Raw genomic sequence first — 23,393 nt, 5'->3', positions numbered from 1 at the left:
TCGTCGATGCCGTCGCGGCTCAGCGCGCGCCAGGAAGAGTGCCTCAGGCTTACCGCCTTCCTGACGGACAAGGAGATCGCCGCTCGCCTCGGTCTGTCCGAAGCGACCGTCAAGAAGCACGTGCACGAGGCCTGCCGCCGATTGGGGGTCAACCGCCGCAAGGCGGCGCTGGCCCTGCTCGAGGCGGGGAGTCTCGACGGCCGGGCCGCGCGGCCCGGCGCCCGCTTCGACGCGGAACCCGGCATGCCGCAGCCGGACCACCAGACCGCCGGTCGCGGGGGGACGGATCCGAAGCGTCCGGTCATGGGCTACCGGCCGCCGCCGTCGCACCCGGCCTTCCGCATCGGAATGCTGCTGCTCTCGCTGGTGCTCTCGATCGTCCTGTTGAAGGCCGTGGCCGATCTCGTCGCCGGTTACGCCGGGCAGGCCGGAGAAATCGGCCGCGCCGCTGCACCGGAGCGGTGACCCGATGCCCGAAAGTGGGGGGGCGGGTCGGTGACCGTCTATCAGGAAATACTCCTCGCCGAGTTTTTCGCGGTGATCGCCTTGTGCGGCGCGAAGGGCGGACCGCCCGAGCGTTCTGCTGCGGCCTGGGTGCTGTTGTCGGCGATCGTGGAGGGAGCCGTCCTGCCGCCACTGGCCATTGACGGCTTCATGCCCCTCGAGGCCGCAGTCGACGCCGTCGTGACCGTGATGTTCATCCGCCTGTCCCTGACGGGCCCGCGCTGGTGGCCTTTCGCGGCCGCCGGTTCCATGCTGCTCGCCATGATGCTCCACGCCTATGTCCTGCTCGTCGGCGGCATAAGCATGAGTACGCAGATCTCGGCGCAGATCGGTCTGAGCGCGCTGCTGTACCTGACCCTGGCGGCCGGCGTTCTTGAACGGTCCCTGGCGGGCGAGGCGGCCGTCAGCCCCCACGCCCGATGGAAGGTGCGGCATGAGCCGGCTGACAATCAGATCCTCCGGAGTCGCCGATGTCGCCAGGTCTGAGCGCGCGCCAGGAAGAGTGTCTCAGGCTCACCGCCTTCCTGACGGACAAGGAGATCGCCGCGCGGCTGGGCCTGTCCGAGGCGACCGTCAAGAAGCACGTGCACGAGGCCTGTCGCCGGCTTGGCGTCAACCGCCGCAAGGCGGCGCTGGCCCTTCTGGAACGAAACGTACCAGGGGATACGAAAGACCCCATTGGCGAGGCGGCCGCCGCCGCGTCACCTCCCGCCGAAGTCAGGGAGGCCACGCATGAGTATGGGCGACAACCATCTTCCGCACTGGACGTGGGAGGATCTGGAGGCGGCGCTGGACGGGTTTGGCCCTTCGGGAGCGAACGATCCGGTGAAGGCGCATCTCATGCGCGGGCTGGCGGAGGACGCCGCACAAATTCCGCCTCGCGAGTTGCTGCGGCAGGTGCTGAGCGCCGGCTGGGTGATGGCCCAGATGGGCGCACGGGTCGACGCCTCGGCTATCGGCCGCCGCCAGGAGGGCGCGGCGTCCGGCTCCTGATCCTGCTCGCCCTCGTCTTCATGACCGCGGCGCTGCTCAAGGCTGCGGCGGACCTGGTGGTGGCGTACGCGGAACAGGCAGGTGAGATCGGGCGCATCACCCGGCCAGCGCCTTCCGCGCGAGACGCGCGCGCGGAAGGCTGAAGAGGATCGCGCCTGCCCCGCGGGCAAATTCGGGAGAGACCGCGATCGCCCCTTTTCTGGCTATCTACTACCTGCTCATGCTGATCGCGGTGGCGCTGGCCTGGGTGAAGGGCGGGCATCCGGAGCGGCGGGGCGCAGTGATCCTGCTGACCGTCTTCGGCCTGTCCCTGATTGTTCATCCCTGGCGATTGTGGAACGTCCACCTCGGGGACGCCGCCCTCGACGGAGCGATAACCCTGATCTTCGGATGGATGGCCGTGACGGGAAATCGTTGGTGGCCGCTCGCCATGACCGCGGTGATGGCGCTCACCCTGCTGATCCACTTCGCCGCCTTTGCGGCTCCGTCCATGAGTCACTCCGCGGACATTTCGGCGCGGATAGGCCTCGGCATCCTGACCGCCCTCGCCCTGCTGGCCGGCGTGGGGGAGCGTTGGCTGGCGGGCGAACCCGCCGTCAGCTCAGGCGCGCGCTGGCGACGCAGCAAAGCGACTTGAACATATAAACATATCTTTATATCTCTTGCCGCCACCGCGCGCCCAGGAGCCTCCCTTGTCCCGTACGTCCTTCCTCTTCACTTCCGAAAGCGTCTCCGAAGGCCACCCGGACAAGGTCGCCGACCAGATCTCCGACGCCGTCGTCGACCTGTTCCTGTCGAAGGACCCCGAGGCCCGGGTGGCGTGCGAGACCCTGACCACCACCAACCGGGTCGTGCTGGCGGGCGAGATCCGCGGCCAGGGCATCATGGACGTCGCAGGCAACTGGGCTCCGGGCGTGGAGGCGGAGATCGAGGCGACGGTGCGCGGCGTGGTGCGCGACATCGGCTACGAGCAGGACGGCTTCCACTGGCAGACGCTGCACTTCGAGAACCACCTGCACCCCCAGTCGGCCCATATCGCGCAAGGCGTCGACGCGGGTGAGGACAAGGACGAGGGGGCCGGCGACCAGGGCATCATGTTCGGCTACGCCTCGAACGAGACGCCGGAACTGATGCCGGCCACCCTGCAGTACAGCCACAACATCCTGCGCAAGCTGGCCGAGGCGCGCCACGCCGGGCGGGAGCCGGGCCTGGAGCCGGACGCCAAGAGCCAGGTGACGCTGCACTACGAGAACGGCCGGCCGGTGCGCGCCACCTCGATCGTCGTCTCGACCCAGCACAAGGCAGGCCTGACCCAGGACCAGGTGGCGGCGATCGTGAAGCCCTATGTGCGCGAGGTGCTGCCGGAAGGCTTCATCACCAACGAGACCGAGTGGCACATCAATCCGACGGGCTCGTTCGAGATCGGCGGCCCGGACGGCGACGCCGGCCTGACCGGGCGCAAGATCATCGTCGACACCTACGGCGGGGCGGCGCCGCACGGCGGCGGCGCCTTCTCGGGCAAGGATCCGACCAAGGTCGACCGCTCGGCCGCCTACGCCTGCCGCTACCTGGCCAAGAACGTGGTCGCCGCCGGACTGGCCGACCGCTGCACCATCCAGATCAGCTACGCCATCGGGGTGTCGAAGCCGCTGTCGGTGCACGTCGACCTGCATCGCACCGGCAAGGTCGACGAGGCGGTGCTGGAACGGGAATTGCCGAAGCTGATCGGCGGGGCCAGCCCGCGCGCGATCCGCGAGCACCTCGGCCTGAACCGGCCGATCTACCGCCGCACCGCCGCCTACGGCCACTTCGGCCGGGCCCCGGAAGCCGACGGCGGCTTCAGCTGGGAGCGGACGGATCTGGTGGAGAAGCTGAAGGCGCTGGTCTGAGGGGGCGAGGGATGAGGGATGAGGGATGAGGGATTAGCCGCCAGGCGCGGGCGGCAGGGACAGGAGAATGGCCGACGCGCTTGTCGGGCCTTCCCGCCCGCAAGCTTCATCCCTCATCCCTCATCCCTAATCCCTCCGCTTCGGCTATAGCCGCCGCCATGTCCTCCTCCTCCCCCCCCACCTGGGGTCCGCTCCGTTCCTTCGGCCGCATCAAGTCGCGCACCCTGAAGCCGCGGCAGGCGGCGCTGTTCGACAGCCTGTTGCCGACGATCGCCGTGCCCGATCCCGCGGCGGGGCCGATCGACCCGTCGGCGCTGGCGCCCGGCGCCGAGGAGGTCTGGCTGGAGATCGGCTTCGGCGGCGGCGAGCATCTGGCCGAGCAGGCGCGGCGTCATCCCGGGGCGCTGATGATCGGCTGCGAGCCGTTCCTGAACGGGGTCGGCTCCGCCCTGCGCCACATCGACGAGGGCGGGCTGAAGAACGTGCGGCTGCACGCCGGCGACGCCCGGGACGTGATGAAGGCCCTGCCGGACGGGAGCCTCGACCGGGTGATGATCCTGTTCCCCGATCCCTGGCCCAAGGCGCGGCACAACAAGCGCCGGCTGGTCCAGGACGAGACGGCGGCCGAGATCGCGCGCCTGCTGAAGCCGGGCGGGCGGCTGCGCTTCGTCACCGACTGGAAGGACTACGCCGACTGGGCCCTGGAGCGCTTCGAGCGCACGCCCGGGCTTGTCTGGCAGGCGGAAGAGGCCGACGACTGGCGGACCGCGCCGGCCGACCATGTGGTCACCCGCTACGAGGAGAAGAAGCTGGGGGACACCCCGCCGATCTTCCTCGAATTCGTCCGCGCCGCCGACCCGGCGCCGGACGCCTGACCCCCCGGGAGCTCCCCATCATGACCTTCGCCCTCCCCGACGCCGCCTCCCCCGTCTTCCTGCGCGGCCTGAACGTGCTCCTGCACCTGCTCGACAGGGCGGAGGCCTCGGGCCTCGACGCGGCGGCGCTGATGCAGGCCCGCCTCGCGCCGGACATGAGGCCCTTCCCCGACCAGATCCGCATGGCCGCCTTCTCGGCGCGCAGCTGCGTGGCGCGGCTGACCGGGCAGGCGTGGCCGCGCACCGAGGACGCCGAGGCGTCGCTGGCCGAACTGCGGGCGACGGTGGAGCTGTCGATCGCCTTCATCGAAGGCGTCGATCCGGCCGCCTTCGAGGGCGCCGAGGCGCGGCGGGTCGAGTTGCGCTTCCCCGGCGTGGAGCTGGATTTCGAGGGCGCCGGCTATCTGACCAGCTTCGCCATTCCCAACTTCTACTTCCACGTCAGCATGGCCTACGCGATCCTGCGCCACCTCGGGGTGGAGCTGGGCAAGCGGGACTATCTGGGGCGCCTGGCGCTGATCCAGCCCTGAGCAGACCAGGCGCCGGGTACGGGATTCTACGCATCTCCGGCTTCGGCCTTTGTTCACGCCCGCCCGGCAGGCTCATGGTCGCTTGGGCAAATCAGGTGAACACGATGCGGGCGTTGACGGTCGCGTGGCGGATCAACCTGCTGACCCTGGGGGCGATGGCCGGTCTGCTGATCGTGCTGGGCCTGTCGCTGTTGCGGCTGGACGCTGTGATGCGCGACGAGATCGCCGACCGCACCCGCAAGACCGTCGAGGTCGCGCACGGGATCATCGCCCACTATCACGCCGAGGAGCGGGCCGGACATCTGACCCGGCCGCAGGCCCAGGCGCAGGCCATGGCGACCCTGCGCGGCCTCCGCTACGGCCAGGACGACTATTTCTGGGTCAACGACATGCACCCCCGCATGATCATGCACCCGTTCAACACCCGCCTCGAGGGCCAGGACATCAGCGGCAACACCGACGCCGACGGCGTCAGGATGTTCGTCGAGATGGCCGAGGTGGTGAAGCGCGACGGCGAGGGCTTCGTCGCCTACCGCTGGGCCAGGCCCGGACAGGAGGAGCCGGCGCCGAAGATCTCCTACGTCAAGGGTTTCACGCCCTGGGGCTGGATCGTGGGGTCGGGCGTCTACACCGACCAGATCGCGGCGGCGGTGGGCAAGGCCGCCCTCGGCCTCGGCGGTCTGGCCCTGCTGGTCGCCGCCGCCATGGGGGCCGCGGGCTGGGCGCTGGGGCGTTCGGTGTCGCGGCCGGTCAAGGCGCTGGCGGACCGGATGCGCGGTCTCGCCGCCGGCGACCGCGACTCGCCCATCCCCGGCGCCGAGCGGCGCGACGAGATCGGCGGCATGGCGGCGGCGCTGGAGGTGTTCCGCGAGGCGGCCATCGCGAAGGAGCGGCTCGAGCGGGAGACCGGGGCGCAGCGCGCGGCGGCCGAGCGCGAGCGCGCCGCCGCGGAGGCCGAGAAGGCCCGGGCGGCCGAGGAAGACCGGGTGGCCATCACCGCGCTGGCCGAGGGTCTGGCGGCCATGGCCGGGGGCGACCTGACCTACCGGATGACGGTGGCGGTGGCGCCGAAGGCGGAGCAGCTGAAGGCCGACTTCAACTCCGCCATCGGCCAGCTGCAGCAGGCGGTGTCGGTGGTGGTGACCAACGTCGCCGCCATCCGCTCGGGTTCGGGCGAGATCAGCCACGCGGCCGACGACCTGTCGCGCCGCACCGAGCAGCAGGCCGCCAGCCTCGAGGAGACGGCGGCGGCGCTGGACCAGATCACCGCCACGGTGAACCGCACCGCCGCCGGGGCCCGCCAGGCCTCGGACGTGGTGCAGGCCGCCCGCGGCGACGCGGAGACCTCGGGGGTGGTCGTCCGCGACGCCGTCGCCGCCATGAGCGCCATCGAGCAGTCGGCGCAGCAGATCAGCCAGATCATCGGCGTGATCGACGAGATCGCCTTCCAGACCAACCTGCTGGCCCTGAACGCCGGGGTCGAGGCGGCCCGGGCGGGCGACGCCGGCCGCGGCTTCGCGGTGGTGGCCTCGGAGGTGCGGGCCCTGGCCCAGCGCTCGGCCGAGGCGGCGCGCGAGATCAAGACCCTGATCTCCGCCTCGACCGCCCAGGTCGGCTCGGGCGTCAGCCTGGTCGGCCAGACCGGCGAGGCGCTGCAGCGGATCGTCGACCGGGTCGCCGAGATCGACGGCCTGGTGTCGGAGATCGCCGCCTCGGCCCAGGAACAGGCCACCGGCCTCCAGCAGGTCAACACCGCCGTCAACCAGATGGACCAGGTGACCCAGCAGAACGCCGCCATGGTCGAGGAATCGACCGCCGCCAGCCACTCGCTGGCGGAGGAGGCCGAGAGCCTCGCGGCCTCGGTGTCGCGCTTCCGCATCGGCGAGGAGGCCGCGGCGGTTCGCGCGGCCCCCGCGGCCCCGGCCCGCAGCGAGCGCACCGCGCGGACCGTGGTCCAGCTGAAGTCCCTCGGCCACGGCGGCGCCGCGCCGAAGCCGGCGGCCGCCGAGGATGGCTGGGAGGCGTTCTGAACAAGGCGACGGCGCGGGGGGCTGACAAGCTCCCCGCCTTGGCCTATATGCCGCCCCACATCGTTAGACCGGCGTCCTAACGGCGCCGTTTGAAGCGGCGGCCCGGACGGCCCGCCGCTTTTTGTTTGGATCGCCCGCGTGAAGGCCAAGACCGCCGAAGACCGCGCCCTGCTGGAGCTCATCGAGCCCGTGGCCGAAAGCCTCGGGCTGGAGATCGTGCGCGTGCGGCTGATGGGCGGCACCCAGCGCCGGCGGCTGCAGATCATGGCCGAGCGCGCCGCGGACCACGACATCGCCGTCGAGGAATGCGCCCGCCTCAGCCGCGCGGTGTCGGAGGTGCTGGACGCCGCCGACCCGATCTCCGGCGAATACCTGCTGGAGGTCTCCTCCCCCGGCATCGACCGGCCGCTGACCCGGCTGTCGGACTTCGACCTGTTCGAAGGCTACGAGGCCCGGCTGGAGACCGACCGGATGATCGAGGGCCGCAAGCGCTTCAAGGGCGTGCTGGCCGGGATCGACGGCGACAATGTCGCCATCGATCTGGAAGGCGAGGAGGACACGGCCCTGATCCCCTTCGCCTGGCTGGTCGACGCCAAGCTGGTGCTGACCGACGAACTCCTGAAGGCCGGCGCCGAGAAGCGCGCCGCCCGCAACGACAACAACCCGACTGAAACTGAGGACTGAGGCATGGCCGTCACCGGTGTCGCCGCGAACCGTCTCGAACTGCTGCAGATCGCCGATGCGGTCGCGCGCGAGAAGAACATCGACAAGGAGATCGTCGTCGAGGCGATCGAGGAGGCGATCCAGAAGGGCGCCAAGGCCCGCTACGGCGCCCACCACGACATCCGCGCCAAGATCGACCCGAAGACCGGCGAGCTGGCCCTGACCCGGCACGTGACCATCGTCGACGACGACTGGCAGCCCGAGGACGAGCTGGAGGAGTTCAACGACTCCGCCATGGTGCGCCTGCGCGACGCGCTGAAGCGCGATCCGGAGGCCGTGGTCGGCAAGGAGTACGTCGAGGAGCTGCCGCCATTCGAGTTCGGCCGGGTGCAGACCCAGATGGCCCGCCAGGTCGTGACCGGAAAGGTCCGCGAGGCCGAGCGCGCCAACCAGTACGAGGAGTTCAAGGACCGCGTCGGCGAGATCGTCAACGGCACGGTCAAGCGCGTCGAATACGGCAACACCATCGTCGACCTGGGCCGCGGCGAAGGCATCATGCGCCGCAACGACTCGATCCCGCGCGAGGTGTTCAACATCGGCGACCGGATCCGCACCTACATCTACGACGTGCGCCCCGAGGCGAAGGGTCCGCAGGTCATGCTGAGCCGGGCCCACCCGGGCTTCATGGCCAAGCTGTTCGCCCAGGAGGTGCCCGAGGTCTACGACGGCGTCATCGAGATCCGCGCCGCCGCCCGCGATCCGGGCTCGCGCGCCAAGATGGCGGTGCTGTCGAACGACAGCTCGATCGATCCGGTCGGCGCCTGCGTCGGCATGCGCGGCTCGCGCGTGCAGGCGGTGGTCGCCGAGCTGCAGGGCGAGAAGATCGACATCATCCAGTGGAACCCCGACGAGCCGACCTTCATCGTCAACGCCCTGGCTCCGGCCGAGGTGTCCAAGGTGGTGCTCGACGAGGAGGCCGACCGCGTCGAGGTGGTGGTGCCGGACGAGCAGCTGTCGCTGGCCATCGGCCGCCGCGGCCAGAACGTCCGCCTCGCCTCGCAGCTGACCGGCTGGCAGATCGACATCATCACCGAGTCCCAGGATTCCGAGCGCCGCCAGAAGGAATTCGCCGAGCGCACCGCCCTGTTCCAGGAGGCGCTGGACGTCGACGAGGTGATCGCCCAGCTGCTCGTCACCGAGGGCTTCGCCACCGTCGAGGACCTGGCCTGGGTCGAACCGTACGAGATCTCGGACATCGAGGGCTTCGACGAGGAGACCGCCGAGGAGCTGCAGGCGCGGGCCCGCGACTTCCTCGAGAGGCAGGCCGCCGAGCAGGACGCGAAGCGCAAGGAGCTGGGCGTCGAGGACGCCGTGCTCGAGGTGCCGGGCGTGACCCTGCCGATGGCCGTGGCGCTGGGCCAGGGCGGCGTGAAGACCGTCGAGGACCTCGCCGACCTGGCCACCGACGAGATCCGCGGCGGCTATGAGGTGAAGGGCGGCGAACGGGTCAAGGTCCCGGGCGTGCTGGAAGCCTTCAACCTGGCCCAGGAAGAGGCCGAGATGCTGATCCTGCAGGCGCGCGTGGCCGCCGGCTGGATCGACGCCTCGGAGCTGCCGCAGCCGGAGCCCGAGCCGGAATACGAGGAAGAGGAATTCGCCGAGGGCGAGTACGACGCCGACACCGTGTTCGGCGCCGCGCCCGCCGGCGAAGCGGACGACGCCTCGCCGGCCGAAGACGCCGACGAAGACGCCGGGGCCGCCGACGCGGACCTCGAACCGTCCCGCGACGCGTGATGGGAGACCGGGCCGTCCATGGGAGTTCGCGACGCGACGACTGAGCGGGAGCGCCGGGACCTGGTGACGCACCAGGTCATGGATGAATCCCGCCTGATCCGCTTCGTGGCCGCTCCGGACGGCTCGGTCGCCCCCGACCTGGCGCGCAAGCTGCCGGGCCGCGGCCTGTGGGTCGCCGCCGACCGCGCCTCGGTCGAGGCGGCGGTGAAGAAGAACCTGTTCGCGCGGGCCGCGAAGGCGCCGCTGAAGCCGGCCGGCGACCTCGCCGCGCGGGTCGAGGCCCTGCTGGTCCGGCGTTGTCTGGAGCAGCTGGGTCTTGCCCGGCGCGAAGGCGTGCTTATCTCCGGTTTCGAAAAGGCGGCGGCCGCGATCCGCTCCGGACGCGCGGCCTGGCTGGTCGAGGCGGCGGACGGGTCCGCCGACGGCCGGGGCAAGCTCATGGCCCTGGCGAAACATCAGCCGACGCCCCCGAAAGTCTGCGGCGCCTTCGGCGCGGACGAATTGGGTTTGGCCCTGGGGCTGGAAAATGCGATACACGCCGTCCTGCTTGAGGGCGGGCGGGCCGATCGCTGGACCTTCGAGGTCGAACGACTGGCGGGATTTCGACCGTTGACGCCGCCCGGATGGAGCGCGGATGCGGCTGGAGCCCCGGATGGATTTCGAGACGGGCGGGGTTCTGCTCCCTGAGCGGGGGCGGAGCGCCGCACGGCTTTTTGTGTTTGAAGACCCATGTGACGAGACGGCGGACCGCCTGCCGTCAAAGTAAAGCGACCGGATGACTGACGAGAACGACAAGACCAACGACGGCAAGCCGACCCCGCCCGCGACGGGGCCGCGCGCGCCGCTGAGCCTGAAGCCGCGCGCGGCGGGATCGGTGTCCACCGGCACCGTGCGCCAGAGCTTCAGCCACGGCCGCTCGAAGACCGTGGTGGTCGAGACCAAGCGGCGCGTGGGCGCCGGCCCGGCCCACCAGCGGCCCCAGGGCTTCGACGTGGCGCGTCCGCGCAACGAGGGCCCCGCCGCGCCGCAGGCTCCGCGTCCGGCCGCCCCCGGCGAAGGCCGGCTTTCGGCCTCGGAACAGGAGGCGCGCCGCCGCGCCATCGAACTGGCCACCCGTCAGCAGGCCGAGCGCGAACGCGCCGCCGCCGAGGAGCGCGCCCGTCAGGACGCCGCCGCCCGCGAGCAGGCGGCCGCCGCCGAGCGCGCCGCCAGCGCCGCCCGGGCCGAGGCCGCCGCCGCCAAGGCCGCAGCCGAGGCCGCGCGCAGCGAGGCGGCCAAGCTCGCCGCCTCGGCGCCAGCGCCGGCTCCGGCCAGGCCCGCCGCGAAGCCGACGGCCGCCGCGCCCACGCCGACGCCGGCTCCCGCGCCGACCCCCGCGCCGGCTCCGGCTCCGGCTCCGGCTCCGGCTCCGGCTCCGCGCCCGGCCGCCCCGGCCCGCCCGGTCGTCAACTTCGGCCAGCGCGCGCCCAAGCCCGGCGCGCCCAAGCGTCCGCAGCCGCCGGCCTTCGGCGGCCGCTCGGCGCGCGAGCAGGCCATGGGCGGCGGCGAACGCAGCTTCACCGACCGCGCCGCCGGCGGCGCCGGCGCCGGCCGCCCGCAGGGCGCCCGTCCGGCCCAGCCGGTCCGCTACTCGGCCCTCGACCCGCGTCCGGCCCCCGGCGCCCGCACCGGCGCCCCGCGCCCCGGCGCCGGGGCCCGTCCGGGCCCGAACCAGCCGCCGGCCGAGCCCAGCGTCGCCCGTCCGGCCCGCGCCGGCTTCGGCCGCCCGGCCGGCTCCGGCCGCGAGGAGGACCGCGACAAGCGCTTCGGCGACGGCGGCAAGGCCGTGTCGCGCACCCGCGGCGAGCCCAAGCGCCGCGAAGGCCGCCTGACCATCCAGGCCCTGGCCGGAGGCGACGAGGACGCCGCCGAGCGCATGCGTTCGCTGGCCTCGGTCCGCCGGGCCCGGGAGCGCGAGAAGGAGAAGCGCAAGGGCGGCTCGACCGACGCGCCGAACCGTCCGCGCGAGGTCGTCATCCCCGACGTCATCACCGTCCAGGAGCTGGCCGGCCGGATGGCCGTGCGCGGCGTCGACATCATCAAGTTCCTGATGCGTCAGGGCATGATGATGAAGATCAACGACGTCATCGACTCCGACACCGCCGAGCTGGTGGCCGACGAGTACGGCATGACCGTCCGTCGCGTCTCGGAAAGCGACATCGAGGAAGGCTTCCTGGCCGAGGACGACGACGCCGACGCCACCACGGCGCGCGCGCCGGTCGTGGCCATCATGGGCCACGTCGACCACGGCAAGACCAGCCTGCTCGACGCCCTGCGCACCACGGACGTGGCCGCGGGCGAGGCCGGCGGCATCACCCAGCACATCGGCGCCTACCAGGTGCGGCTGGAGGACGGCCAGAAGGTCACCTTCCTCGACACCCCGGGCCACGCCGCCTTCTCGGCGATGCGGGCGCGCGGCGCCAACGTCACCGACATCGTGGTGCTGGTGGTGGCCGCCGACGACGGGGTCATGCCCCAGACCATCGAGGCCATCCAGCACGCCAAGGCGGCCAACGCCCCGATGATCGTGGCGGTCAACAAGATCGACAAGCCGGACGCCAATCCGCAGAAGGTCGTCAACGAGCTGCTGCAGTACGAGGTCATCGCCGAAAGCCTCGGCGGCGACACCCAGATCATCGAGGTGTCGGCCAAGGAGCGGCTGAACCTCAACGGCCTGCTCGACGCCATCCTGGTGCAGGCCGAGGTCATGGACCTGCGGGCCAATCCGGAGCGCTCCGCCGAGGGCGTGGTCATCGAGGCCAAGCTCGACAAGGGCCGCGGTCCGGTGGCGACGGTGCTGGTCAAGCGCGGCACCCTGAAGCGCGGCGACATCGTCGTGGCCGGCTCCGCCTGGGGCAAGGTCCGGGCGCTGCTCAACGAGCGCAACGAACAGCTGACGGACGCCGGTCCCTCGGTGCCGGTCGAGATCCTCGGCCTGGACGAGGCGCCCAGCCCCGGCGACGTGTTCGCCGTGGTCGAGAGCGAGGCCCGCGCCCGCGAGCTGACCGAGTACCGCGCCCGCATCCGTCGCGAGAAGGCCACGGGCGGCGGCGCCACCTCGGTGTCGCTGGCCGACATGATGGCCAAGCTGGGCTCGAAGAAGATCAGCGAGATGCCCGTGGTCATCAAGGCCGACGTGCAGGGCTCGGGCGAGGCCATCGCCGCCTCGCTGGAGAAGATGGGCAACGAGGAGGTCCGCGCCCGCGTGGTCATGCATGCGGCGGGCGGCATCACCGAGAGCGACGTGCAGCTGGCCAAGTCGGCCGGCGCGCCGATCCTCGGCTTCAACGTCCGCGCCTCGAAACAGGCCCGCGATCTCGCCGAGCGCGAGGGCGTGGAGATTCGCTACTACGCGATCATCTACGACCTGCTCGACGACATGAAGGGCGTGCTCTCGGGCATGCTGGCGCCGCTGCAGCGCGAAACCTTCCTGGGCAACGCCCAGGTGCTCCAGGTCTTCGACATCTCGAAGGTCGGCAAGATCGCCGGCTGCCGGGTCACCGAGGGCGTGGTGCGCAAGGGCGCCAAGGTCCGCATCATCCGCGACGACGTGGTGGTGCTGGAGCTGGGCACGCTCAACACGCTCAAGCGCTTCAAGGACGAGGTCAACGAGGTCCCGTCGGGCCAGGAGTGCGGCATGCACTTCCAGGGCTTCCAGGACATCAAGGCCGGCGACTACATCGAGTGCTTCACGGTCGAGGAAATCAAGCGAACGCTGGACTAGGCGTTCGCCGACCTGCCGGGACGGCGGCGCGACAGCGCCGCCGTTTCGCCATCCGCATCGGGGATCAAGACGCATGCGCCGCATCCTGACCGCCGCCTTGGCCCTCTCCCTCGTCGCCGGACCGGCGGCGGCGGAGATCCGGTACCTCGCCTACGACGCCTCGAACCGGGTCACCCAGGCCCTGACCCGCGGCGTGACGCTGGAGGCGAACCGCGGCCTGTTCGGCGCGATCAGCGTGCGGCGGATCATCTCGACCTCCCAGCGCGGCTCGGCCGAGGTGCGGCGGGGCGGGCCCGACGCCGTGCGGCGGGCGCTGCCCGAGGGCGCGGCCGAGGCGACCGTCTACACCATCTCCCCGGAAGGCGACGGCCGCGGCCTGTCGCGGGCCCTCTGCCCGGGTGCTGACGCGGCCTGGCTGGTCTCCGGCCGGGTCCGGCTGGCGCGCCCGCTGACCCTGCACGCCGTCGGCCGCTGGCCCGACGGAACCTACCGCCATTGCGTGACCCTGTCGTACGACTGGCGCGGCGAGTGGGCCACGCCCCCGGCCGCTGCTCCGGGCGACGACGCCCCTGTGGGGGGATAGGGCTTCGCGCCCCCGAAACGCCCGGCTAGGTTGTCGTCCATGACCACCGCCGTCTCCCGCCGGACCCCACCGTCGCGCGACCGGGGCCTCAAGGGCCTCGCCGGCGCCCTGGGCTTTGTCTGCCTGGTGCTGTTCCTGCTGGCCATCGAGCAGAGGCATGCGGTGGCCGCCTGGGAGGCCTTGCGCGACCGGGCGGGGCCGGCGGTCGGCCGGGCCTTCGACCGCCTCCCGATCGCGCGCGCGGACGGCGCGGACGGCCAGCGCCGGCCGGCGTCGTCCGGGGTGGAGCCGCTGGCCCCGGCGGCCGCAGACCTGCCGCTGGCGGGCGAGTTCCGCCCGGTCGACGAGGCGACGCGCACGACCGCCGGCGGGGCGGCCTTCCTCGCCGCCCGCATCCGCTTCGAGTCCGGCGAGACGCTGCACACCCGGCCGTTGCGGATCGCCGCCGCAGGCGAGGCCTTCGCGCCCGGCCGCACCTTCGCCGGCCAGTGGAACGCCCCGACCGACGCCCAGATCGAGCTCCGCACCATCACGCCCCCGCCCGGGGCCGCCGCGGTTCCCGCCTCGCCCCTGTGCGCCGGCGCCCGGCCCGCCGCGGTCGCCCTGCTGCACCGTCGTGACCGGCTGGATCTGATGCTGTTCGCCGCCGGGGCGGACGGCCCGCCGGGACAGCCCTGCGGCGTGTGGAGCTTCGAACGTCGATGAGCGGAAGACGGGGAACCGGGGCGCGCGCCGTGCTCGTCGCGGGGGCGCTGGGCGCGCTGGCCGCCCTGTGGACCTGGGTGGCGCCGGGCGATGCGGCGCTCTGGCGCGCGGCGCCGGGCGCCCCCGCCGTGGAGGCGCATCTGCTGGACAACGGCTTCCACACCGACCTGGCCCTGCCGCGCGCGGCCTTGGAGGCGCGGGGCGGGCCGCTGGCCGAGGCGGTGCGGTCCCTGCCGCCCGGGGACTGGATCCTGATCGGCTGGGGCGACGCGAAATTCTACGTGGACCAGAGCCCGATCCATCACCGCCTGCCGGACGGGGCGCGGGCCTTCTTCCGGCCGGGCAACGCCTCGGTGGTGATGCTCGACCCGGCCCAGCGCGACCCTCGCCGACTGTTCGCCGGGGACGGCCGCCGCTCCTTCCGTCTCACGCCCGCCGGGTTCCGGCGGCTCGCCCAGGCCGTCGAGGACTCGCTCGACCTTTCGGGCGGCGCGCCGCGGATCGCGGCCGCCCGCCCTGGCGACGACGCCCGCTTCTTCGCCAGCCGCGAGACCTTCTCCGTGGCCCACCTGTGCAACCACTGGACCGCGGGCGTGCTGAACGCCGCCGGCCTGCCGGTGCGCCCGTTCCGCTCGATCGTATCGTCCGAGCTGATGGCCGCCGTGGGCCGGGCGGAACTGGACACTCCCGCCCCGCGGGACTAGACCGCGCCCTCTTCATCCCAGGCCGCGGCCGGAGGGCCCGTCCCTCCCCGCCCCGCGGCCTTCGCCTCGAGCCGGGTCCGATCCCCGGCGGGCGTCGCCAGAGGAGGCCGTCATGGGCCGCAAGCAACACACCCGCAACGCATCCGGACCGCAGGGACCGTCGCAGCGCCAGTTGCGCGCCGGCGAACTGATCCGCCACGCCCTGGTGGAGGTGTTGCGCGAGGAGGAGATCCACGATCCCGCGCTGGAGGGCGTGTCGGTGACCGTCACCGAGGTGCGGATGAGCCCCGACCTGAAACACGCCACCTGCTTCGTCGAGCCGCTGGGGGCCGGCGTCGAGGCGGCGCCGACCGCCGGCCACGTGGACGAGATCGTCAAGGCGCTGAACGCCCACGCCCGCTTCCTGCGCGGCGCGCTGGGCCGGCACATCGACATGAAGTTCACCCCGGACCTGAAGTTCCGGCACGACGAGAGCTTCGACGCCGCCGGCCGCATGGACCGGCTGTTCAGCGACCCGCGGGTGCGGGCCGACATCGAGAACGGCGACGACGAGGCCGGGGACTGATGGGCCGGCGCAAGCGCGGCGCGATCGTCAACGGCTGGGTCTGCCTCGACAAGCCGCTGGAGATGGGCTCGACCGAGGCGGTGACGCGGGTGCGGCGGCTGTTCGACGCCCGGAAGGCGGGGCACGCCGGCACCCTGGACCCCCTGGCCTCCGGCATCCTGCCGATCGCGCTGGGCGAGGCGACCAAGACCGTGCCCTTCATGATGGACGCGGAGAAGGTCTACCGCTTCACCATCCACTGGGGGATCTCGACCGACAGCGTGGATCGGGAGGGCGAGATCGTCGCCCGCTCCGACGTGCGGCCGACGGTCGAGCAGTTGAAGGCCGCCCTGCCCGCCTTCGTCGGCGAGATCGACCAGGTTCCGCCGGCCTTCTCGGCGATCAAGGTCGACGGCCAGCGGGCCTACGACCTCGCCCGGGACGGGGTCGAGGTGGAGCTGAAGGCGCGGCGGGTGACCGTTCACGAGGCGGCGGTGACCGCGGCGCCGGACCCCGACCACGTCGAGATCACCCTGCGCACCGGCAAGGGCGTCTATGTGCGTTCGCTGGCCCGCGACCTCGCCGCGGCGCTGGGCGCCGAGGGGCATGTCTCGGCCCTGCGGCGCGAGCGGGTGGGGCCGTTCTCGACCGATAACGCGGTCACGCTGGATTTACTGGCGGAAATGGTGCATAGGGGCGCCGCCCCGGAAGGCTTGCTTCCCGTCGCGACCGCCCTGGACGACATCCCGGAGCTGGCCGTGACGGACCAGGACGCCTTCCAGCTTCGGCAGGGACGGCCGATCGTTCTGCTTCCCCGACAGGTCGAAACGCTCAGGGCCCGCCTTCGGGAGGGATCCAGAACCGTTTCAGCCGTCCAGGACGGAACCCTCGTCGCCCTCTGCTCGATGCGGGCCGGCCGGCTCGAACCCGACCGCGTTTTCAATCTCCAGTAACGGAGCAACACGATGTCGATCACCGCCGCTCGCAAGAGCGAAATCATCGCCGACAACGCCCGTGGCGAAGGCGACACCGGCTCGGCCGAGGTCCAGGTCGCGATCCTCTCGGAACGCATCGCCAACCTCACCGAGCACTTCAAGACCCACAAGAAGGACAACCACTCGCGTCGCGGCCTGCTCAAGCTGGTCTCGCAGCGTCGGCGCCTTCTGGACCACCTGAACAAGACCGACGTCGCCCGTTACCAGGCGATCGTCGCCAAGCTGGGCCTGCGCCGCTAAAGCCAGGTTCTGGAAGGGCCCGCTTGCGGGCCCTTCTGCTATCCGCCCGGCGCCGCGGGCTCATCCCGGCGCATACGCAGAGGGCCGCACCGGTCCTCATCCACCCGCCCGGTCCGGCATCCGGCCGCCCGGGTCCACAGGGACCGAAGGACTGACCCCCTGAACGCCCGCCCCCGACGGCAATCCGGCCTCGGGACGAGAAAGAAGAAAAATGTTCGACATCAAACGCAAGACGATCGACTGGGCCGGCCGGCCGCTGACCCTCGAGACGGGCCGCATCGCCCGCCAGGCCGACGGCGCCGTGCTCGCCACCTACGGCGAGACCGTGGTGCTGGCCACCGTCGTCTACGCCCGCCAGCCGAAGCCCGGCCAGGACTTCTTCCCGCTGACGGTCAACTACCAGGAAAAGACCTTCGCCGCCGGCAAGATCCCGGGCGGCTACTTCAAGCGTGAAGGCCGGCCGAGCGAGAAGGAGACCCTGGTCTCCCGCCTGATCGACCGTCCGATCCGCCCGCTCTTCGTCAAGGGCTTCAAGAACGAGGTGCAGGTGGTCTGCACCGTGCTCCAGCACGACATGGAGAACGACCCCGACATCGTCGCCATGGTCGCCGCCTCGGCCGCCCTGACCATCTCGGGCGTGCCCTTCATGGGCCCGATCGGCGGCGCCCGCGTCGGCATGATCGACGGCGAGTACGTGCTGAACCCCGCCATCGACCAGATGGACTCCTCGGAGCTCGACCTGGTGGTCGCCGGCACCGCCGACGCCCTGATGATGGTCGAATCCGAAGCCAGGGAGCTGTCGGAAGAGAAGATGCTCGGCGCGCTGATGTTCGCGCACAAGGGCATGCAGCCGGTGATCGACGCGATCATCGACCTCGCCGAGCACGCCGCCAAGGAGCCGTTCGACTTCGCCGCCGAGGACGTCTCGGACGCCGTCGAGGCGATCAAGAAGCTGGTCGGCGAGGACATCAAGGCCGCCTACGCCAAGCCGGGCAAGTACGACCGCCGCTCGGGCGTCGACGCCGCCAAGAAGGCCGCCGCGGCCCAGCTGGTCGCCTCGGAGAGCAACCCCGAGGGCTTCGAGCCGAACAAGTTCGCCACCGCCTTCAAGGAGTGCGAGGCGGAGGTCCTGCGTCGCGACATCATCGAGAACGGCCACCGCGTCGACGGCCGCGCCCTGGACAAGGTCCGTCCGATCGTCTCGGAAGTCGGCATCCTGCCGCGCACCCACGGCTCGGCCCTGTTCACCCGCGGCGAGACCCAGGCGCTGGTCGTCGCCACCCTGGGCACCGGCGAGGACGAGCAGTACATCGACGCCCTCCAGGGGACCTACAAGGAGAAGTTCCTCCTGCACTACAACTTCCCCCCCTATTCGGTGGGTGAAGCGGGCCGCATGGGCTCGCCGGGCCGTCGCGAGATCGGCCACGGCAAGCTGGCGTGGCGCGCCCTGCGGCCGATGCTGCCGAGCGCGGAGGAGTTCCCCTACACCATCCGCCTGGTCTCGGAGATCACCGAGTCCAACGGCTCGTCGTCGATGGCCACGGTCTGCGGCTCGTCGCTGGCCCTGATGGACGCCGGCGTGCCGCTGGCCCGTCCGGTCTCGGGCATCGCCATGGGCCTGATCCTCGAGCCGACCGGCGAGTTCGCCATCCTGTCGGACATCCTCGGCGACGAGGATCACCTCGGCGACATGGACTTCAAGGTCGCCGGCACCCGCGAAGGCATCACCTCGCTGCAGATGGACATCAAGGTCCCCGGCATCACCGAGGAGATCATGACCAAGGCCCTCAACCAGGCCTCGGCCGGCCGCCTGCACATCCTCGACGAGATGGACAAGGCGATCTCGGGCGCCCGTGAGGAGCTGGGCGAGTTCGCGCCGAAGATCGAGACGATGAAGATCCCCGTGGACAAGATCCGCGACGTGATCGGCACCGGCGGCAAGATCATCCGCGAGATCGTCGAGAAGACCGGCGCCAAGATCAACATCGAGGACGACGGCACCATCAAGATCGCCGCCTCGGAGCAGGAGAAGATCGACGCCGCCAAGGACTGGATCAAGTCGATCACGTCCGAGCCGGAAATCGGCATGATCTACACCGGCAAGGTGGTGAAGGTCGTCGACTTCGGCGCCTTCGTGAACTTCTTCGGCGCCAAGGACGGCCTCGTGCACGTCTCGCAGATGGCGCTGGAGCGGGTCGCCAACCCGGCCGACGTGGTCAAGGAAGGCGACGAGGTGAAGGTCAAGTTCCTCGGCCTCGACGACCGCGGCAAGACCAAGCTGTCCATGAAGGTGGTCGACCAGACCACCGGCGAGGACATCACCGACCGCATCAACGCCGAGCGGGCCGAACGGGGCGAGCCGCCCCTGTCGGACGACACCGGCGGCCGTCCGAAGCGCGACGGCGACCGCGGCGGCGACCGCGGCCGGCGCCGTCGGGACTGATCGTCCGCTGACTGACTGAAGAGGCCCCGGCGGCGACGCCGGGGCCTTTTTCGTGAACGGCGACGGTCGCCGGCCGTTGATCCGGCAGCGCGCGCCGGCCCTCCGGTGCGGCAGCCCGGAGACGCGCCGTGAACCTGACCAACATGTTGTTCCAGAACTGGTCCGACATCGCCCGCACGGGGATGATCGGCGTGCTGGCCTATGCCGGCCTGGTCATCTTCCTGCGCCTGTCGGGCAAGCGCACCCTGTCCAAGCTGAACGCCTTCGACCTGGTGGTGACGGTGGCGCTGGGCTCGACCCTCTCGACCATCCTGCTGGATGAGAAGGTGGCGCTGGCCGAGGGGCTGGCCGCCCTGGGCCTGCTGATCCTGCTGCAGTTCGTGGTCACCTGGACCTCGGTGCGCTGGCGCGGCTGGCGGCGGGCGGTGCGCTCGGAGCCGACGGTGCTGGCCCGCTCCGGGGCCTTCGTCGAGGGCGCCATGCGCCGCGAGCGGGTCACGGAGGACGAGGTGATGAGCGCGGTGCGCAACTCGGGCGGCCGCGAGATCGGCGAGGTCGAGGTGGTGATCCTCGAGAGCGACGGCACCCTGACGGCGGTGATGAAGCGCTAGCCGCCGCGCGGCGCCGGCTCGGCGACCAGGGTCCCGGCCGGCGGCGGGGCCAGCAGCTCCCCGGCCGGCCGCCGGTCGAACAGCCAGTCGGCCCAGGCCGCCGGCGGCAGGGGGATGACGCCGCGGTCGTGGTAGGGGGCCACGTCCGGCCCCGGCCCGGCGGTCAGCAGGGAGAAGGCGTCCGGCGCCCCGTCCGCCCCCGCCCGCCAGATCGCCGCCAGGGCCACAAACGGCTGGTCGACGCCGCGCAGCACCCAGCGGGTCTTCGGATACTTCGTCCCGGTGAACTCGTAAAAGCCCGAGACCGGCACGAGGCAGCGGCCGCCGGCCGGCCCGTTGGAGAAGCGCCGCCCCTCCGAACGGAAGTTGATCACCGGCGGCCGCTTGGGCGCCGGCGGCGGAAAGCCGAAGCGCAGGGGCCAGCTCGGCCGCATCCGGCCCGGCGGCGCGCACCGCCCGCGACAGGTCGGTCGGCCGCACCTCGTCCACCGGCTCGAGGTTGGGCAGGCCGTGCGGAAAGCGCAGCGGCGCCCCGTGCCGGTCGAAGGCCTCGACCAACTTGGTGACGGAGTATTTCGCTTCGTAGGAGGCGCACATGCCGGGGAGCGTGGGCCGGAGGGGCGGCGGGGGCAAGGCCGTCCGCCCCGGACGGGACGCTGCGGCCGCGTGCAGGGAGGCGCGGCCGGGCGCGCTCCTCGCCCTTCGGCAGCCTCGCCGGCAAGGGATAGCGGGAGGGGGCGATGGGGCGGCGGATCTCGGGAAGCCGCCCCCGCCCGATCCCGGGTCCGCTTTCGCGGCCCGGGATGACAAGCAAGGCGTCAGTGCACCCGCGCCTTCCCGATCTCCAGCCCGCCTTCCCCGGCTGACACGGCGATCACCGACCCGTCCTCGATCTCCCCGGCCAGCAGTTTCCGGGCGATCGGGTCGACCAGCTCCTTCTGGATCACCCGTTTCAGCGGGCGGGCGCCGTAGACGGGGTCGTAGCCCTTGTCGGCGAGCCAGGCGGCGGCGGTGTCGTCCAGGTCGAGGGTCAGTCTCCGGTCGGCCAGCAGCTTCTCGAAGCGGGCCAGCTGGATGCGGACGATGCCGGCCATCTGGTCGCGGCCGAGGCGGCGGAACAGGATGATCTCGTCGATGCGGTTGAGGAACTCGGGCCGGAAGTGGGCGCGGACCGCGTCCATGACGAGCGGGCGCACCGACTCGACGTCGTCGCCCTCGCCCTGGCTGGCGAGGAACTCCGAGCCGAGGTTGGAGGTCATGATGATCAGGGTGTTGCGGAAGTCGATGGTGCGGCCCTGGCCGTCGGTGAGGCGGCCGTCGTCGAGCACCTGCAGCAGGGTGTTGAAGACGTCGGGGTGGGCCTTCTCGACCTCGTCGAACAGCACGACCTGGTAGGGCCGGCGGCGCACGGCCTCGGTGAGGGCGCCGCCCTCGTCGTAGCCGACGTAGCCGGGGGGCGCGCCGATCAGGCGGCTGACCGAGTGCTTCTCCATGTACTCCGACATGTCGAGGCGGGTGATGGCGGCCTCGTCGTCGAACAGGAACTCGGCCAGGGCCTTGGTCAGCTCGGTCTTGCCGACGCCCGTGGGGCCGAGGAACAGGAAGGAGCCGAGCGGACGGTTGGGGTCGTTGAGCCCGGCGCGGGCGCGGCGCACGGCGTCGGAGACGGCGACCAGGGCCTCGTCCTGGCCGACCACCCGGGCGGCGAGGGCGTCCTCCATCTTGAGCAGCTTCTCGCGCTCGCCCTCCAGCATCTTGTCGACCGGCACGCCGGTCCAGCGGGAGACGACGGCGGCGATCTGCTCGGCGTCGACGACCTCGGGGGTCAGGGGGCCGGACTTGTCGGCCTCGTTGTGCTCGGCCTCGGCGAGCTGCTTCTCGATCTGCGGGATCTGGCCGTAGGCGATCTCGGAGGCGCGGCCGAGGTCGCCGGCGCGCTGGGCGGCGGCCAGTTCGGCGCGCAGGCGGTCGAGGGTCTCGCGCAGCTGGGCGCCCTGGCCGACCTTCTCCTTCTCGGCCTTCCAGCGGGCGGTGAGGTCCTCGCTCTCGCCCTCCAGCTCGGCGATCTCGTCCTCGAGCTTCTCCAGCCGCTGCTTCGAGGCGCTGTCGGTCTCCTTCTTCAGGGCCTCGCGCTCGATCTTCAGCTGCACCAGGCGGCGGTCGATCTCGTCCAGCGCCTCGGGCTTGGAGTCGACGGCCATGCGCACCCGGCTGGCGGCCTCGTCGATCAGGTCGATGGCCTTGTCGGGCAGGAAGCGGTCGGTGATGTAGCGGTTCGACAGGGTGGCGGCGGCGACGATGGCGCCGTCGGCGATGCGCACCCCGTGGTGGACCTCGTACTTCTCCTTCAGTCCACGGAGGATGGAGACGGTGTCCTCGACCGACGGCTCCTCGACCATCACCGGCTGGAAGCGGCGGGCGAGGGCGGCGTCCTTCTCGACGTGCTTGCGGTACTCGTCCAGCGTGGTGGCGCCGACGCAGTGCAGCTCGCCGCGGGCAAGGGCCGGCTTGAGCAGGTTGGAGGCGTCCATGGCGCCGTCGGTCTTGCCGGCCCCGACGAGGGTGTGCATCTCGTCGATGAACAGGACGATGCCGCCCTCGGCCGCGGCCACCTCGTTGAGCACGGCCTTGAGCCGCTCCTCGAACTCGCCGCGGTATTTCGCCCCGGCGATCAGGGCGCCCATGTCCAGCGCCATGACCTTCTTGTCCTTCAGGCTCTCCGGCACGTCGCCGTTGACGATGCGCAGGGCCAGGCCCTCGACGATGGCGGTCTTGCCGACGCCGGGCTCGCCGATCAGGACGGGGTTGTTCTTGGTGCGGCGGGCCAGCACCTGGATGGTGCGGCGGATCTCCTCGTCGCGGCCGATGACCGGATCGATCTTCTGGTCCCGGGCGGCCTGGGTCAGATCACGCGCGTAGCGCTTGAGAGCGTCGTAGGCGTCCTCGGCGGCGGCGGAGTCGGCGGTCTTGCCCTTGCGCACCTCGGCGATGGCGGCCTCGAGCTTGTCCGGCGTGGCGCCGACGGAGGCCAGCACGGTGGCGGCGACCCCGCCCTCCTTCGCGATCGCCCAGAGCAGGCGTTCGGTGGTGACGAAGGCGTCGCCGGCCTTCTTCGCCTGCGCCTCGGCGGCCGAGAAGACGCGGGCGGTGTCGCCGTCGAGGTAGAGCTGGCCCGAGCCGCCGGTGACCTGGGCCCGCTTCTGCAGGGCCGTCTCGACCGCGGACTCCGCCTTGCCGGCGTCGCCGCCGGCGGCGGTGATCAGGTTGCGGGCGAGGCCGTCGCGCTCCTCGAGCAGCACCTTGAGCAGGTGCTCGGGGGCGAACTGCTGGTGCCGGCGGGCGAGGGCCAGCGACTGGGCGGACTGGACGGCCTGTTTGGCGCGGTCGGAGTAGAGGTCGAGGTTCACGGACATCCCCTGTCAGGCGGATTGGCGTCATGGCGCCCCGCGAGCGGCGACGCCTTGAGATGACGCAAATCTGGGTGTGGCCGTGAGGACACGCAAGGGCGGGCGAGCGGCGTCGTGCGC

The 23,393-nt window shown here is 71.6% G+C and carries 22 protein-coding genes and 1 pseudogene; 21 read left to right on the top strand and 2 right to left on the bottom strand.

The window, feature by feature from the left end; all coding sequences use genetic code 11:
* The first annotated feature begins 6 nt into the window (after window positions 1-6).
* The 21 genes and pseudogenes from H2038_RS02690 (at window position 7) to H2038_RS02595 (ending at window position 19,866) form a co-directional block, all read left to right on the top strand.
* Window positions 7-465 carry a helix-turn-helix transcriptional regulator gene (locus H2038_RS02690; protein ID WP_292108945.1) on the top strand — a complete coding sequence of 153 codons (459 nt, stop codon included), beginning with the start codon at window positions 7-9 and terminating at the stop codon, window positions 463-465.
* Window positions 466-495: 30 nt separating this feature from the next.
* Window positions 496-990 carry a hypothetical protein gene (locus H2038_RS02685; RefSeq protein ID WP_292108943.1) on the top strand — a complete coding sequence of 165 codons (495 nt, stop codon included), beginning with the start codon at window positions 496-498 and terminating at the stop codon, window positions 988-990.
* A pseudogene (locus tag H2038_RS14840) lies at window positions 975-1,079 on the top strand (LuxR C-terminal-related transcriptional regulator); the annotation flags it as partial. The gene H2038_RS02685 and the pseudogene H2038_RS14840, both read left to right, overlap by 16 nt.
* A 157-nt stretch (window positions 1,080-1,236) precedes the next feature.
* The gene (locus H2038_RS02680) at window positions 1,237-1,497 is read left to right on the top strand and encodes a hypothetical protein (protein ID WP_292108941.1); all 261 of its coding nucleotides are present in this window, start codon (window positions 1,237-1,239) and stop codon (window positions 1,495-1,497) included.
* A 220-nt stretch (window positions 1,498-1,717) separates the two neighbouring features.
* The gene (locus tag H2038_RS02675) at window positions 1,718-2,134 is read left to right on the top strand and encodes a hypothetical protein (protein WP_292108939.1); all 417 of its coding nucleotides are present in this window, start codon (window positions 1,718-1,720) and stop codon (window positions 2,132-2,134) included.
* A gap of 55 nt (window positions 2,135-2,189) precedes the next feature.
* Window positions 2,190-3,386, top strand: coding sequence for a methionine adenosyltransferase (metK, locus tag H2038_RS02670; protein WP_292108937.1), 1,197 nt, complete (start codon window positions 2,190-2,192; stop codon window positions 3,384-3,386).
* A 158-nt stretch (window positions 3,387-3,544) separates the two neighbouring features.
* The gene (gene trmB / locus H2038_RS02665) at window positions 3,545-4,261 is read left to right on the top strand and encodes a tRNA (guanosine(46)-N7)-methyltransferase TrmB (protein ID WP_292108935.1); all 717 of its coding nucleotides are present in this window, start codon (window positions 3,545-3,547) and stop codon (window positions 4,259-4,261) included.
* Window positions 4,262-4,281: 20 nt separating this feature from the next.
* Window positions 4,282-4,791 carry a DUF1993 family protein gene (locus tag H2038_RS02660; RefSeq protein ID WP_292108933.1) on the top strand — a complete coding sequence of 170 codons (510 nt, stop codon included), beginning with the start codon at window positions 4,282-4,284 and terminating at the stop codon, window positions 4,789-4,791.
* Window positions 4,792-4,895: 104 nt separating this feature from the next.
* Window positions 4,896-6,821, top strand: coding sequence for a methyl-accepting chemotaxis protein (locus H2038_RS02655; RefSeq protein ID WP_292108931.1), 1,926 nt, complete (start codon window positions 4,896-4,898; stop codon window positions 6,819-6,821).
* Window positions 6,822-6,959: 138 nt separating this feature from the next.
* Window positions 6,960-7,505, top strand: coding sequence for a ribosome maturation factor RimP (rimP, locus tag H2038_RS02650; RefSeq protein WP_292108929.1), 546 nt, complete (start codon window positions 6,960-6,962; stop codon window positions 7,503-7,505).
* 3 nt (window positions 7,506-7,508) lie between these two features.
* Complete coding sequence (nusA, locus tag H2038_RS02645) at window positions 7,509-9,278, top strand: transcription termination factor NusA (protein WP_292108927.1); 1,770 nt, start codon at window positions 7,509-7,511, stop codon at window positions 9,276-9,278.
* An 18-nt stretch (window positions 9,279-9,296) separates the two neighbouring features.
* Window positions 9,297-9,965 (top strand): RNA-binding protein, encoded by a 669-nt coding sequence (locus tag H2038_RS02640; RefSeq protein WP_292108925.1) that lies wholly within the window; start codon window positions 9,297-9,299, stop codon window positions 9,963-9,965.
* Window positions 9,966-10,053: 88 nt separating this feature from the next.
* Entirely contained in the window at window positions 10,054-13,041 is a 2,988-nt protein-coding gene (gene infB / locus H2038_RS02635; RefSeq protein ID WP_292108923.1) for a translation initiation factor IF-2, read from the top strand.
* 73 nt (window positions 13,042-13,114) lie between these two features.
* Complete coding sequence (locus H2038_RS02630) at window positions 13,115-13,624, top strand: hypothetical protein (RefSeq protein ID WP_292108921.1); 510 nt, start codon at window positions 13,115-13,117, stop codon at window positions 13,622-13,624.
* A gap of 39 nt (window positions 13,625-13,663) precedes the next feature.
* Entirely contained in the window at window positions 13,664-14,329 is a 666-nt protein-coding gene (locus H2038_RS02625) for a hypothetical protein (RefSeq protein WP_292108919.1), read from the top strand.
* Complete coding sequence (locus H2038_RS02620) at window positions 14,326-15,033, top strand: DUF2459 domain-containing protein (RefSeq protein WP_292108918.1); 708 nt, start codon at window positions 14,326-14,328, stop codon at window positions 15,031-15,033. The genes H2038_RS02625 and H2038_RS02620 overlap by 4 nt, the downstream gene beginning before the upstream one ends.
* A 112-nt stretch (window positions 15,034-15,145) precedes the next feature.
* Window positions 15,146-15,598 (top strand): 30S ribosome-binding factor RbfA, encoded by a 453-nt coding sequence (gene rbfA, locus H2038_RS02615; RefSeq protein ID WP_292108917.1) that lies wholly within the window; start codon window positions 15,146-15,148, stop codon window positions 15,596-15,598.
* Window positions 15,598-16,530, top strand: coding sequence for a tRNA pseudouridine(55) synthase TruB (truB, locus tag H2038_RS02610; protein ID WP_292108916.1), 933 nt, complete (start codon window positions 15,598-15,600; stop codon window positions 16,528-16,530). The genes rbfA and truB overlap by 1 nt, the downstream gene beginning before the upstream one ends.
* A gap of 12 nt (window positions 16,531-16,542) precedes the next feature.
* Window positions 16,543-16,812: a 30S ribosomal protein S15 gene (gene rpsO / locus H2038_RS02605; protein ID WP_292108915.1), complete on the top strand. Its 270-nt coding sequence runs from the start codon at window positions 16,543-16,545 to the stop codon at window positions 16,810-16,812.
* Window positions 16,813-17,023: 211 nt separating this feature from the next.
* The gene (gene pnp, locus H2038_RS02600; protein ID WP_292108914.1) at window positions 17,024-19,255 is read left to right on the top strand and encodes a polyribonucleotide nucleotidyltransferase; all 2,232 of its coding nucleotides are present in this window, start codon (window positions 17,024-17,026) and stop codon (window positions 19,253-19,255) included.
* Window positions 19,256-19,383: 128 nt separating this feature from the next.
* Complete coding sequence (locus tag H2038_RS02595; protein WP_292108913.1) at window positions 19,384-19,866, top strand: DUF421 domain-containing protein; 483 nt, start codon at window positions 19,384-19,386, stop codon at window positions 19,864-19,866.
* Here H2038_RS02595 and H2038_RS02590 read toward each other — a convergent pair.
* Window positions 19,863-20,300, bottom strand: coding sequence for an SOS response-associated peptidase family protein (locus tag H2038_RS02590; protein ID WP_292108911.1), 438 nt, complete (start codon window positions 20,298-20,300; stop codon window positions 19,863-19,865). The genes H2038_RS02595 and H2038_RS02590 overlap by 4 nt on opposite strands.
* A 384-nt stretch (window positions 20,301-20,684) precedes the next feature.
* Window positions 20,685-23,273 (bottom strand): ATP-dependent chaperone ClpB, encoded by a 2,589-nt coding sequence (gene clpB, locus H2038_RS02585; protein WP_292108910.1) that lies wholly within the window; start codon window positions 23,271-23,273, stop codon window positions 20,685-20,687.
* Window positions 23,274-23,393: the final 120 nt, after the last annotated feature.

Origin of the sequence: Brevundimonas sp., assembly GCF_013912005.1 — a bacterium.
Lineage (GTDB): Bacteria > Pseudomonadota > Alphaproteobacteria > Caulobacterales > Caulobacteraceae > Brevundimonas.
The sequence above is the reverse complement of the archived record's forward strand: the minus strand, read 5'-3'. Positions and strand labels throughout refer to the sequence as shown.